General features: G+C 50.6%; 12 protein-coding genes. 6 read left to right on the top strand and 6 right to left on the bottom strand.

The features are described 5' to 3' along the window. Positions 1 to 12: 12 nt before the first annotated feature. From ntrC to glnA, 4 genes are all read right to left on the bottom strand, one after another. On the bottom strand, positions 13 to 1,431 hold the full coding sequence (gene ntrC, locus AB4876_RS15480; protein ID WP_368382659.1) for a nitrogen regulation protein NR(I): 1,419 nt from the start codon (positions 1,429 to 1,431) through the stop codon (positions 13 to 15). Beyond that, positions 1,428 to 2,504 (bottom strand): nitrogen regulation protein NR(II), encoded by a 1,077-nt coding sequence (glnL, locus tag AB4876_RS15475; protein ID WP_368382658.1) that lies wholly within the window; start codon positions 2,502 to 2,504, stop codon positions 1,428 to 1,430. The genes ntrC and glnL overlap by 4 nt, the downstream gene beginning before the upstream one ends. A 222-nt stretch (positions 2,505 to 2,726) precedes the next feature. Beyond that, positions 2,727 to 3,227, bottom strand: a complete 501-nt coding sequence (locus tag AB4876_RS15470; RefSeq protein ID WP_368382657.1) for a DUF4124 domain-containing protein — start codon at positions 3,225 to 3,227, stop codon at positions 2,727 to 2,729. A gap of 156 nt (positions 3,228 to 3,383) precedes the next feature. Continuing rightward, positions 3,384 to 4,790 carry a glutamate--ammonia ligase gene (gene glnA / locus AB4876_RS15465; RefSeq protein ID WP_368382656.1) on the bottom strand — a complete coding sequence of 469 codons (1,407 nt, stop codon included), beginning with the start codon at positions 4,788 to 4,790 and terminating at the stop codon, positions 3,384 to 3,386. A 326-nt stretch (positions 4,791 to 5,116) separates the two neighbouring features. On the opposite strand from glnA, the gene thiI reads away from it, so the two are divergent. Both thiI and AB4876_RS15455 read left to right on the top strand, forming a co-directional pair. Further along, positions 5,117 to 6,571, top strand: coding sequence for a tRNA uracil 4-sulfurtransferase ThiI (thiI, locus tag AB4876_RS15460; RefSeq protein WP_368382655.1), 1,455 nt, complete (start codon positions 5,117 to 5,119; stop codon positions 6,569 to 6,571). After that, positions 6,568 to 6,996, top strand: a complete 429-nt coding sequence (locus AB4876_RS15455) for an acyl-CoA thioesterase (RefSeq protein WP_368382654.1) — start codon at positions 6,568 to 6,570, stop codon at positions 6,994 to 6,996. The genes thiI and AB4876_RS15455 overlap by 4 nt, the downstream gene beginning before the upstream one ends. Before the next feature lie 6 nt (positions 6,997 to 7,002). On the opposite strand, the gene AB4876_RS15450 is transcribed toward AB4876_RS15455, so the two are convergent. Both AB4876_RS15450 and AB4876_RS15445 read right to left on the bottom strand, forming a co-directional pair. After that, positions 7,003 to 7,455, bottom strand: a complete 453-nt coding sequence (locus tag AB4876_RS15450) for a hypothetical protein (protein ID WP_368382653.1) — start codon at positions 7,453 to 7,455, stop codon at positions 7,003 to 7,005. A 15-nt stretch (positions 7,456 to 7,470) separates the two neighbouring features. Beyond that, complete coding sequence (locus AB4876_RS15445; RefSeq protein WP_368382652.1) at positions 7,471 to 8,784, bottom strand: sodium-dependent transporter; 1,314 nt, start codon at positions 8,782 to 8,784, stop codon at positions 7,471 to 7,473. Between the two features lie 201 nt (positions 8,785 to 8,985). On the opposite strand from AB4876_RS15445, the gene typA reads away from it, so the two are divergent. The 4 genes from typA (at position 8,986) to AB4876_RS15425 (ending at position 13,186) form a co-directional block, all read left to right on the top strand. After that, positions 8,986 to 10,794, top strand: a complete 1,809-nt coding sequence (gene typA / locus AB4876_RS15440; protein ID WP_368382651.1) for a translational GTPase TypA — start codon at positions 8,986 to 8,988, stop codon at positions 10,792 to 10,794. A gap of 137 nt (positions 10,795 to 10,931) precedes the next feature. Next, a complete protein-coding gene (pip, locus tag AB4876_RS15435) occupies positions 10,932 to 11,903 on the top strand; it encodes a prolyl aminopeptidase (protein WP_368382650.1) in 972 nt (323 codons plus the stop codon). 97 nt (positions 11,904 to 12,000) lie between these two features. After that, positions 12,001 to 12,438 carry a D-aminoacyl-tRNA deacylase gene (gene dtd / locus AB4876_RS15430; RefSeq protein WP_368382649.1) on the top strand — a complete coding sequence of 146 codons (438 nt, stop codon included), beginning with the start codon at positions 12,001 to 12,003 and terminating at the stop codon, positions 12,436 to 12,438. 139 nt (positions 12,439 to 12,577) lie between these two features. Then, on the top strand, positions 12,578 to 13,186 hold the full coding sequence (locus AB4876_RS15425; RefSeq protein WP_368382648.1) for an outer membrane beta-barrel protein: 609 nt from the start codon (positions 12,578 to 12,580) through the stop codon (positions 13,184 to 13,186). The last annotated feature ends 95 nt before the right edge of the window (positions 13,187 to 13,281 follow it).

Below are 13,281 nucleotides of genomic sequence, written 5' to 3'. Positions count from 1 at the left end.
ATTTAGCGTCGATTAATCCTCATCATCTCCACCCATTCCTAATTCCTTAATCTTGCGGGTCAGGGTGTTGCGTCCCCAGCCGAGCAGGTTTGCGGCGTCGCGGCGGCGGCCGTGGGTGTGGCGCAGGGCGGCTTCGATCATGATGCGTTCAAACTGAGGTACGGCGCGGTCGAGTAGTTTTTCGCGGCCCAGCATTAGTTCTTGGTCTGCCCAGCGTTTGAGGTTGTCCTGCCAGTTAGAGGCGGGCGCGGCTTCGCCTTGGGGGCGCTCTAGTAGTTCTGGCGGTAGGTCGTCGACATGAATTTCGCGACCTGAGGCCATCACTGTCAGCCAGCGGCAGGTGTTTTCCAATTGACGAACATTGCCCTGCCATTCCATCTGGCACAAATATTCTTCGGTTTCTGGGCGCAGACGCTTGGGTTCAACGTTTAACTCATTGCCTGCGCGGGTAAAAAAGTGCTGCATGAGCTTGGGTATGTCTTCGCGGCGCTCTGAAAGCTTGGGCAGGTGAATGCGAATAACATTGATGCGGTGAAATAAATCTTCGCGGAAGTGGTTGCTCTTAACCAGTTGTTCTAAGTTTTGGTGGGTTGCGGCAATAATGCGCACATCAACTTTGACCGGCGTGTGACCACCTACCCGATAAAATTCGCCATCTGCCAATACCCGCAGTAGACGGGTTTGGGTATCGGCGGGCATGTCACCAATTTCATCCAAAAACAGGGTGCCGCCATTGGCTTGTTCAAAGCGGCCGCGGCGCTGGGCGCTGGCGCCAGTAAAGGCGCCTTTTTCGTGGCCGAACAGTTCCGATTCCATTAGGTCTTTGGGGATGGCGGCCATGTTTAGTGCGATAAAGGGCTTGGTGGCGCGGGGGCTGTGGCGGTGTAGCGCCTGCGCGACCAACTCTTTACCAGTACCGGATTCTCCGTTTATTAACACTGTTATATTCGACTGCGACAAACGGCCAATGGCCCGAAAAACTTCCTGCATAGCTGGCGCTTCACCGATAATCTCGGTGGTTTCAAGCGGTGCTTGCTCGGGCAGTAGATTGCGATTTTTGTTGGCGTGCTGCAGTGCGCGCTGGGTGGTGGCAACGGCATCGTCAACGTCAAAGGGTTTGGGTAGATACTCGAAGGCGCCGCCTTGGTAGGAAGCTACTGCGCTGTCTAGGTCGGAGTGCGCGGTGGTGATAATTACCGGTAAACCGGGGTGGGCGGCGGTAATGCGTGATAATAATTTAAGGCCGTCGATACCGGGCATGCGAATATCGCTGATGATAGCGTCGGGTACCTCCGATTCGAGTTCGCTAAGCAAGCCGTCGCCGTTTTCGAAACAGCGGGTAATAATGCCGGCTTGGTTCAGGGCTTTTTCGAGCACCCAGCGTATCGATCGATCGTCGTCAGCTATCCAGACAGCATTGGTTTGGCTCATGAGGCGTGCTCCAGCGGAATATGCAGTGAGAAGGTGGTGTTACCAGGCTCGCTGCTGCATTCGATTAGTCCGTTATGATGATTGAGTATGGATTGTGCAATTGAAAGGCCTAAGCCTGTGCCCTCTGCGCGACCACTGACCATGGGCAGAAAAATTGATGCGCGCAGGTCTTGGGGGATGCCTGGGCCGTTATCAATAATATCGACACTGCACACCAAGCGGTGGCGGTGAGTGCCAATAGTGAGCTGGCGCAAGGTGCGAGTACGAATAATTATCGTGGGGTCGCTCTCTTCGTTACCCTGTTGGCGCAGTGCTTGTTGGGCATTGCGAGTGACATTTAAAAATGCCTGAATGAGTTGTTCGCGGTCGCCAAGAATATCGGGAATGCTTGGGTCGTAGTCGCGAATTATGCGGATATAGCCTTCGCTTTCAGCTTCGACGAGTTGGCGCACTCGCTCTAAGACTTCGTGGATATTGGTCAATTGTTTTTCAGGTGCGCGGTGAGGTCCGAGCATGGTGTCGACCAAATTGCGCAGCCGGTCGGCCTCTTCAATGATGATATTGGTGTAGTCATGGAGTTTGGGGTCGCTGAGCTCTCTTGCTAATAGCTGCGCTGCACCGCGGAGGCCGCCAAGGGGGTTTTTAACCTCGTGGGCAATACCGCGTATTAGCGCCTGACTATTTTGCTGTGACGACAATAGGCCTTCTTCGCGACTGATTCTAATAAGTCGATCCAGCGGCTGTAATTCGATGATGAGCGAGGTGCGGCGATTTTCAGTAACTGGGGTTACGGCGTAATCGACGGTAATTTCAATGCCTGAGCGCAAGGTTAGAACAGTCTCGCGTTTGGTATAAGCCTCACAGTTGTTAATGGCGTCGAGTAATTTTACAAGCGTGTCTTCTTGCTCGTGGAATAGCTTGGTGATCGCTTCGCCGTGAATACGTTGATCTGACACCGCCAATAAAGCCTCTGCCGCGGGATTTATATAGCTCACAGTCAGGTTCGGCTCTACCAATAAGATCGCCGTTTTAAGGTTGTCGAGAATTTGATGGTGGATATTACTCGGGGGCATAGCGTCGCCATTATGTTCGTAATGCATTAGCTCAAAGCAATTTCTAGGCCAAGCGAGTTTGGGTGGTTCAACTGGCAATATCGACGGCTTTCGAGGGGCTCATGTGATGAGGGTCCCAATTTAGTGCGTTGCCAGCGGTGGTGGCGCGCAATATTTGCGGGCGTTCCTGCCCTTAGTATAGAGGGTTAAGCTCCAAATTGGTGCGTAAATTATAGGCTTTGCTTAGTTTCCTGGCAGATACACCATGATGTCGACGGCGTCTTTGCTAATTTGCCTGCCGTGCTCGTCGATGATGCTTGCGCCTATGCGATGGGGGCCACGGCTTAGGCGGGGGATGGTGTATTGGGTACTGCTGGAGCGAGTGAGGGTGTCATTGTCTAGGCTAAAGACGATGCGCTGTGAGGGATCTAGTGGATTTTGGGTGCTAGTGCTAACGGTGGTGGCGATGAGTCCATTGGCGATAATGGCGCCGTTGTTGGGGGATTGAATTGTGATTCGGTTGTCGGGGCTTACGTTAATGCTAGTGGGGCGGTGGTTGGGGCGATTACTAACGTCAGTTGCTGGGGTGGTATTGGTGGGTGGGAGTTTCACTGGGGTGCTGTTCTTTGGCGCTTTGTCAGAAAACACAGTGTTGCCGTATTGGTCGGTAGAGCGGTAAATTTCAGTGGCAAAGCTAAGGCTGCTAAGCAGCATGGAACAAATTAGGAGTAGGTAGCGAGCCATACAGCACCTCGGTATTTAATGGCTCTATGATGTGGTGAAGCGCGGAGGAGTGCAAGCTTTGCGAATGGTGTGGTAGGTGTGTAGCGGGAATGAATAAAGGGAGGTTGTAGGTACAAAAAAGCCCGCATGAAGCGGGCTTTTTAAGCGCAGTATGGTTTAAACGCTGTAGTACATATCGAACTCAACGGGGTGAGTTGTCATGGCTAGGCGCTCAACTTCCTGAGACTTAAGGGCGATGTAAGCATCGATAGTATCGTCGTCAAAAACGCCGCCGGCGGTTAAGAATGAACGATCCGCATCCAGTGCCTGCAGGGCCTGGTCTAGGCTAGAAGCAACGGTTGGGATTGATGCGGCTTCTTCTGCAGGTAGGTCGTACAGATCTTTATCTGCAGCGTCGCCGGGGTGGATCTTGTTTTGAATGCCGTCAAGACCAGCCATTAGCATTACCGCAAACGCGAGGTAAGGGTTAGCTGACGGGTCTGGGAAGCGAACTTCAACGCGACGCGCTTTGGGGTTTGGTACAAAAGGAATACGGATAGAGGCAGAGCGGTTACGTGCTGAGTAAGCCAGCATTACCGGTGCTTCAAAACCGGGAACCAGACGCTTATACGAGTTGGTAGAGGCGTTGGTGAAGGCGTTAATAGCGCGAGCGTGCTTGATGATACCGCCAATGTAGAACAGGGCGGTTTCAGACAGGCCGCCGTATACGTCGCCAGCAAATAGGTTGGTGCCGTCTTTGCTCAGAGACATGTGAACGTGCATGCCGCTGCCGTTGTCGCCAACGATAGGCTTAGGCATAAATGTTGCGGTTTTGCCGTAGGCGTGGGCAACATTGTGTACACAGTACTTGAGGATCTGTACTTCATCCGCTTTTTTAACGCAGGTGTTTGGGCCAACGCCGATTTCACACTGACCAGCTGTGCCTACTTCGTGGTGGTGTACTTCAATGGTCAGGCCCATATCGGTCATGGCATTACACATGGCGCCACGCAGGTCGTGGAGGCTGTCGACTGGTGGTACGGGGAAGTAGCCGCCTTTAACACCTGGGCGATGGCCGGTGTTGCCTTCTTCAAAGTTGTCGCCTGATTTCCAGGCCGCTTCGTCAGAGGCAATCGCATAGCTAGCGCCTTCCATTGAAACTTTCCATTTAACATCGTCAAAAATGAAAAACTCGGGCTCGGGGCCAAATAGTGCGTTATCGGCAATGCCAGATGCGCGCATATAGTCTTCGGCGCGTTGGGCGATAGAGCGTGGATCGCGGTTGTAGCCCTGCATAGTAGATGGCTCTACGATATTGCAGCGGATGATAATAGTAGATTCTTCGGTAAAGGGATCAAGAACCGATGCGGAGTCGTCAGGCATCAGGATCATGTCGGATTCGTTAATGCCCTTCCAGCCGGCAATGGATGAACCGTCAAACATTTTGCCGTCTTCAAAAAAGCTTACATCGACGTCTGTTGCCGGAATAGTGACGTGTTGCTCTTTGCCCTTGGTATCGGTAAAGCGCATGTCCGCCCACTTCACGTCATTTTCGGCGATTAACTGCAGAGTGTTCTCTGACATTATGTTCGTCCTCCAGATAGAGAGAGTAAGTTTGAATTCGGCATCGCCGAGGAGTGTTGATTATATTCGCATTGTATTGTGCCGCATAGCGACGCAATCTGCGAACTGAAAAGGCAATAAACATGCCGATATTAGGCTATTTCATAGTATTACTTCGCAATGGCGTTTAATCGTTTTGCTTAAAGCTTGTGCATGAAGCTAAAAAGCCTGCGCCATATTGGTGCTTGTGTTGAAATTTAGCACTATTTTTGTGCGTTAAAGGCGGGCTGCCCCCTGTAAGGCTGAGGGGGTATAATAGGCGGCCCTCCAATTTTTTCGGTCGTTAAATGAAATTCCTCGTTAAATTATTTCCTGAAATCATCATCAAGAGTAAACCGGTTCGCAAGAAATTTACTCGGCAGCTGCGCGACAATTTGCGTAAGTTACTGCTGCCGCTAGACCCGAACCTAGAGATTATTCGCGATTGGGACAGGATAACTATTGAAACCGCTAGTGAGGACCCCGAGGTCATCGCTGGTTTTGTTGCGGTACTCAGTAATACGCCAGGTATTTCACACTTTGTTGAAGTGCTGGAATATCCTCTGGTGGATGTGCACGATATTTACGAAAAAACTCGCCTTGCCATTGGCGATAGCCTGCGCGGTAAGCGATTTGTGGTGCGTTGTAAACGGGTGGGTAAACACGACTTTAATTCTAGTGAAGTTGAGCGCTATGTGGGCGGGGGGCTGAATCAGCACGTTGAGTCAGCGGGTGTGGATTTGCACAATCCCGATGTGACGGTGCGTATCGAGGTGCGTCAGGATCTGGTTTATATTGTGAATCGGCGACTTGAAGGTCTTGGGGGGTTTCCGCTGGGCACGATCGATGCAGCTGTGTCGCTTATCTCGGGTGGCTTTGATTCGACAGTTTCAAGCTATCTAACCATGAAGCGCGGCATGCGTACGCATTTTTGCTTTTTTAATCTTGGCGGGCGCGAGCATGAGGTTGGAGTAAAAGAGGTCGCCTTGTATTTGTGGCTTAAATACGGCGCCTCCCATCGCGTGAAGTTTGTTAGTGTGCCCTTTGAAGATGTGGTTGGTGAAATCCTGAAAAATGTTGAGAACTCGCAAATGGGCGTTATTCTCAAACGCATGATGCTGCGTGCCGCATCGCAAGTCGCAGCTGAGTTGGAGGTGGCGGCCTTGGTTACCGGCGAGGCGGTGGCCCAGGTTTCCAGTCAGACTTTGCAGAACCTATCGGTCATCGATCAAGTCACCGACACCTTGGTGCTGCGTCCACTAATCTGTGCTGACAAGCTCGATATCATCAATATTGCTGCCAAAATTGGCACCGAGGCCTTCGCGGCCAATATGCCTGAGTACTGCGGGGTGATTTCGGTTAAGCCGACCACCCGCGCCAAGCCCGAAAAAATTGCGGCTCAAGAGGCGAATTTTGATTTTGCGGTGCTAGAACGGGCGATTGCCGCGGCAAATTACATCAATATTGACGCGCTTGCCGACGAGGATTTGACGGTAGCCGCCGTTGAGTCTTTACCGATTCCATTGCCAGATGCAGTTATTGTCGACGTGCGCCACCCTGATGAGGTTGATCGCAAACCATTGAAGTTAATGACAAGCGAAGTGCAGGCCATCCCTTTTTACGAGCTACATAGCCGCTTTGCCCAGCTCGACCAAGCGCGCACTTATATGCTGTATTGCGATAAGGGCGTAATGAGTCGTCTCCATGCCTCGCATTTGGTGGAGCAGGGTTTTGAAAACGTAAAGGTGTACCGTCCATCATGAGTGAAACTACAATTGCGCCTTTGTTTGATGTGTTAATTAAGCCGCGCTGGGCAGATCAAGACAGTATGGGTCATATTAATCACGTGCAGTATTTTCGCTATTTAGAAGAAGCGCGGGTCGATTGGCTTGATCAATCGGGCTTTGGAGAAGGTGAGGGTGCGGATAACTTTGGCTTGATTATGGCTGCGGTGGGCTTAAATTTTCGCCGAGAGTGGCATCATGGCCGTATGCTGCGCGGTAAGGCGTGGGTGCTGCATATTGGTAACAGCAGTTTTAGCTTGCGGCAATGTCTTTACTCGGAAGAGGGTAGCGAGCTGGTTGCCGAGGGGGAGTCGACCCTCGTTTGTGTCAATAGCGAGCACCGGCCAATACCGCTGCCGAAATCCGCTCGCGTTCATCTGCAGCCGCATTTATTGCCAGTGTGAAATTACTTAGTTGGTCGCGTTTTGTTCAGGCTTGCCGAGGTTGAGGTTGTACAGTTTGAAGCGCTGCTGCTCTAAGGTCAGGGTAGCGGTCATTACCGCATTGCCGTGTTCAAAGTGAACATTGCTGCTGTAGCTAAGCTTCGGTGGCTCGCTAAATAGTGACAGTGCGCCGCTTAAACGTGAGAACAAGGGCTGTTCCATAGATTGAAACTGACCAAGGTGGGCATAGTCAGCGCAAAGCTTGGCTAGCTGCTCATCGTCGACTTTGGCTAGGGTCTCGGCCGATAGCTGGGCTTTTAGATCTGCCACCTGCCAGCTTGAAATACTTCCTAGCGATGCATTTAAATAGCGGGCGGCGTTGTCGCTGTAGTGGTCTTCCACTTGGCCGCTGTAATAATAGAGGCCGCCAAACAGAACTAAGCTGGCAATAATAAAAGTATTTAATAGCGGGTTGCGCACAGATAGGGATCCTATTTAAATGAGTTTAAGGCTGTTTAAAAAGACCAGCAGGATACCCGCTGGAGCGATATAGCGCAGCGCTATTCGCCAGGCTTTAAAGACAAAGCCGCGGCCCATGCTTACTTCGGCCGCGGTAGTGCTGACGGGTAGTACCCAGCCGACAAATATCGCAATTAATAAGCCGCCAATGGGTAACATGATATTGGCGGTAATATAGTCCAGTGCATCAAACACCGCGCCGTAGTGAATACACGCTAAACCGCCAAGCCACGCGATACCCGCCAGCCCGAATGTTGATAGCGGTCTTTTTACACCGTATTTTTCCAGCCAGGCCACACCGGGTTCAATCAAGGATATTGACGAACTGAGTGCGGCAATACTAACTAAACTGAAAAAGATGGTGCCAAAAAATAGGCCGCCATTCATATTGGCAAAGGCGATGGGCAGGGTGACAAACATTAAGCCTGGGCCCTGGCCTGGAGTGAGGCCATTGGCAAAGACTAGGGGGAACATCGCCATGCCGGCAACTAGCGCGATAATGGTATCGAGGGCGGCGATGGCGAGTACAGTTTTGCCAATCGATGATTGGCCTGGAAAGTAGGCGCCGTAGGCCATGATTGCGCCCATGCCCAAACTCAATGTAAAGAAGGCGTGGCCCATGGCCACTAATACGGCTTCACCGGTTAGTTTGCTAAAATCGGTGTCGAACATAAAATGCAGGCCCGCGCTAAAGTCGCCATTAAGCCAGCTGTAACCGAGTAATAGCAGCAAAAAGCCAAACAAAATTGGCATGAGTATCTCCACCGCTTTACCTATTCCATTGGCAACTCCGGCAGCAACGACGCTTGCCGTGATTAGGGTGAACAGTGAATGCCATATAGTTTGCTGGGTGTTGTCGCTAAGTAAGTTGCTGAAGTTAGCTTCTATCTCGGGGGTAGAGGCATTGCTATAGGCCCCCATCACGCTTTGCGCGACATACTCCAGTGCCCAGCCAGCAACTACGCTGTAAAACATCATGATCATAAGGCCGGCAATAATACCGGCGGCGCCCACGGCGCCCCAATATGAGGACTTGCCCGCTTCGCGGCCGAGCTTGGCCATACTGTGTACAGGGTCGCTGCGGCCGGCGCGGCCAGCCATGATTTCGGCGATCATGACCGGAACCCCAATCAATAATATGCAGCCAAGATAGACCAACACAAAGGCGCCGCCGCCGTATTCACCGGCGATATAAGGGAATTTCCAGATATTGCCCAAACCCACTGCCGAGCCTGTGGCGGCCAAAATAAAGGTCCAGCGGCTTTTCCAGGTCACATTTGCTGTGGTCATTGCAGTGCTATCCTTCAAGAAGAGGGAAAATTAGGCGTGGATTGATTGTAGCGGGTATCTGGTGGATGCCCAAGACGTTGATTTTGTTCTTTTAATCGTAATTAGTAGATTTTGCCAAGAAGATATGTGACTTCATGCTGCTATGAGGGGCGGGCTTGTTGTATAATGCGCGGCCATTTTATCCAACAACGAAGCCCCTCCATGATTGATACGCTGCGCAATATCGCCATTATCGCCCACGTTGACCACGGTAAAACCACGCTAGTGGATAAACTGTTGAGTCAATCGGGAACCCTTGATCGCCGTAACCAAGATTCCGAGCGAATCATGGACTCCAACGACCAGGAGAAAGAGCGCGGTATTACCATCCTTGCCAAAAACACCGCTATTGAGTGGAACGGCTACCGTATTAACATCGTAGACACCCCTGGGCACGCCGATTTTGGTGGTGAGGTTGAACGCGTATTGTCTATGGTAGACAGCGTATTACTGCTGGTTGACGCTGTTGATGGTCCCATGCCGCAGACCCGCTTTGTAACTCAAAAAGCGTTTGAGCAAGGCTTGAACCCGATTGTGGTTGTTAACAAAGTTGACCGTCCTGGCGCACGTCCAGACTGGGTTGTCGATCAGGTGTTCGACCTGTTTGATCGTCTTGGCGCTACCGACGAGCAGTTAGATTTCCCCATTATTTTCGCTTCGGCCATTAATGGTGTTGCTGGTCTAGATTTTAATGATCTTGCTGAAGATATGACCCCCTTGTTCCAAATGATTGTCGACAAGGTGCCAACGCCTGAAGTTGATGCTGTTGGTCCATTGCAGATGCAAATCTCGGCGCTTGATTACAATAGCTATGTTGGCGTTATCGGTGTTGGTCGTATTACTCGCGGTACCATGAAAGCCAATGACCAGCTGGTTGTGGTTGGTGCTGACGGTAAATCTCGTAAATGTAAGCTGCTCACCGTTATGGGCTACTACGGTCTGGAACGGGTTGAAGTACCTGAAGGCAAGGCTGGCGAAATCGTTTGTGTAACCGGTATTGAAGGTTTGAATATCTCCGATACATTGTGCGCGCCAGGTCACCCAGAAGCGCTGCCGCCATTGACTGTTGACGAGCCAACCGTAAGCATGACTTTCCAAGTAAACGATTCACCGTTTGCTGGTAAAGAAGGTAAGTTTGTTACCTCGCGCAATATTCGCGATCGCTTAGACCAAGAGCTGATCCACAACGTGGCACTGCGTGTTGAGCCAGGCGAAACTCCTGATAAATTCAAAGTATCTGGCCGTGGTGAGCTTCATTTGTCGGTACTGATCGAAACCATGCGTCGCGAAGGCTTCGAAATGGGTGTTTCCCGCCCTGAAGTTGTAACGAAAATGGTTGATGGCGTAGTTCAAGAACCTTTTGAGCACGTGGTAATCGATGTTGAAGAGCAGCACCAAGGTTCGGTTATGGAAGAGCTTGGCCTGCGTAAGGCCGAGATGACCAATATGGAGCCTGATGGTAAAGGTCGCGTAAAACTTGAGTTTCTCGCGCCTGCACGTGGCCTGATTGGTTTCCGTGGTCAATTCCTGACTATGACTTCTGGTAGCGGTATTATGACTACCGTTTTCGATCACTACGGCGAAGTGAAGGGCGGCGAATTAGCTGGCCGTCAGAACGGTGTAATGGTGTCGATGGTTGGTGGTAAAACGCTGAGCTACGGTCTGTTTAACCTTCAGGATCGCGGTCGTTTGTTTATGGGCCACGCCGCTGAAGTGTATGAAGGCCAGATCATTGGTCTGCACAACCGTGCTAACGACCTAGTGGTTAACCCGACTCGTGCCAAGCAGCTGACTAACGTTCGCGCCTCGGGTACTGATGAAGCGCTGACTCTGTCGCCGCACATCAAACACACTTTGGAGCAAGCTTTAGAATTCATCGAAGATGATGAATTGGTCGAAGTAACGCCAAAAAGCATCCGTCTGCGTAAAAAACTACTGAAAGAAAACGAGCGTAAACGCGCTCCTAAGTAATTTAGTAAAGAGCTGCTTACTGTCTAAGTAGGTGGCTCCTCGGCGGTCTGTTCTAGGCCGCCGAATTATTCATCTGAGCGTTAAGGCGCAGTCTGCGCTACACTAATCCAGTGCATTAATTGGATGTGGTCAACGCTATGCTCACCTTATTTCCCGATATAAAGCCCTATAAAACCCATCAACTGCCGGTTCAGGCGCCTCATATTCTGTATTTAGAAGAGTCTGGTAACCCCGATGGTATTCCGGTGATTTTTGTGCACGGTGGCCCTGGCGCTGCTTGCAGTCCAAAGGCGCGGAGCTTTTTTGACCCAGAGCGCTATCGCATTATTTTGTTCGATCAGCGGGGTTGTGGTCATTCAGAGCCCCACGCCTGTTTACAAAACAATACCACCCAAGACTTGATCGCTGACATGGAAAGTATTCGCGAGTTTCTTGCGATTGATAAATGGGTGGTGTTCGGTGGCTCGTGGGGATCGACTCTGGGTTTAGCTTATGCGCAAGCGCAGCCAGCGAGGGTGTTGGCGATGATTTTGCGAGGAATCTTTTTGTGTCGTCCGAAGGAGTTGAGCTGGTTTTATAGCGAGGGTGGTGCCAGTCGTGTATTTCCCGATTACTGGCGAGATTTTAGTGAGTCCGTGTTACGTCGCGAAGGTGAGAATTGGATAGAGGCTTATCACCGCGTATTGCATGGTGAAAATGAATTGGCGCGGATGTCAGCGGCCAAGGCGTGGTCGCTTTGGGAGGCGCGCTGCTCGACGCTGCGGCCGAATCACGATGTTGAAGATCATCTCATGGATGCGCATACCGCGGTGTCGATGTCGCATATTGAAACCCATTACTTTGTGAACGAGGGCTTTTTGGAGGATAACCAGTTATTAGTGGCCATGCCCGAAATAGAAGACATTCCCGGTATTATTGTGCAGGGGCGCTACGATATGATCTGTCCTTTAGAGAGTGCCGTGGAGCTACATCAGCGTTGGCCTAATGCCGAGTTGCACATTGTTCGCGATGCCGGTCACTCGGCGTTTGAACCAAGTATTACTGATGCTTTAATTAAGGCCAGTAACGATATTGCCAAGTTGCTTAGCAATGGTGAATTGAGTTATTGATCGGTGTTTGACGGGGGGCGGTGAGCGCTGAGGCCTTTGGGGCGCCGCATGGCTTTACGGCTAATCAATTTTTTGTAAATTTATAATATAGGTTTCAATGAAAGCGTTATTGCAGCGGGTTAAATTTGCCCGCGTGGAAGTTGATGGTGGGTGTGTTGGTGAGATTGCGCAGGGTTTGTTGGTTTTTTTAGGGCTAGAAAAGCACGATGACGAAGCCGCGATAAGTAAAATGATGACGCGTTTGCTTCAGTATCGAGTGTTTTCCGATAGCGACGGTAAAATGAATCAGTCTGTGGTCGACGTTGCCGGGGGGGTGTTATTGGTTTCCCAATTTACTTTGGCAGCGGATACTAAAAAAGGCCGGCGGCCAGGCTTCTCGACAGCAGCAGAACCGGTTCGTGCAGAGATGCTGTATGAGTTTGCGCTAACTGAATTGCGAGCTCAGCATGGTGTGGTTGCCAGTGGTCAGTTTGGCGCTGATATGCAGATCAGTTTGCTTAATGACGGCCCGGTCACTTTTTTGTTGGAAGCGTAGTTGGGCAGGCCAATTGTAACTAAGTTCCCTTAATGTCTTTGTTTTCAACTGTTTATGTAGATAAGTCACACTCTCTCTGAAATCTAGGAACTGTGTCTTAATCTCCAGTCTAAATCCGGTATCAACGCAACGGAGATAGATGATGATGTTAAATAAGCAAAAAGTATTACTAGCCGTAGGTATCTTAGGTGTTATTGGCGCAAGCCCGCTATACGCCAAAGACTTTAGCTACACCTATGTTGAGGGCGGTTTTGCTGATGTGGATATCGACAATGAAGACGCCGATTATATTTATGGTGGCGGCTCTCTAGCGCTGGATAAAAATATTTTCATTCGAGGCTCCTTGGGTAATCTCGATGTTAATAAAAACTTGGAGTTCGATACGGTCAGCATTGGTGTCGGTCACCCCATGAGAATGTCGGAACGCAGTGATTTGGTTTTGGCGCTGGACTATAGTTTTGCCGAGTCAGATAGCAAAAATCCTGCCTTTGATAATGTGGATGTCGATACGCTGACGGGTAGCGCCATGACCAGAACCTGGTTGACCAATAATATTGAAGGTAATTTGATGGGTGGCTTGGCCTACCAAGATGCAGATTACGGTGACTCAGATACCGGTGCCGTTTTAGGTGCGGGAATTCGAGTTTATGTGGTGCCGCAGTTTTCAGTTGGCGCCAATATAAGCCGCAGTTTTATCGGCGATTTAGATACTGATGAGATCGGCGTAAATGCCCGCTTACAGTTTTAATTAAGCGGCTATGTATAAAAAAGGGCGCCATCGGCGCCCTTTTTTATTGCTGTGCTTTATCATCTCACTGAGTTCAAGGTGGGCAGTTTGTGCGC

This window comes from Zhongshania guokunii (genome assembly GCF_040892635.1).
Lineage (GTDB): Bacteria > Pseudomonadota > Gammaproteobacteria > Pseudomonadales > Spongiibacteraceae > Spongiibacter > Spongiibacter guokunii.
This window is presented reverse-complemented; position numbering and strand designations above follow the sequence as displayed.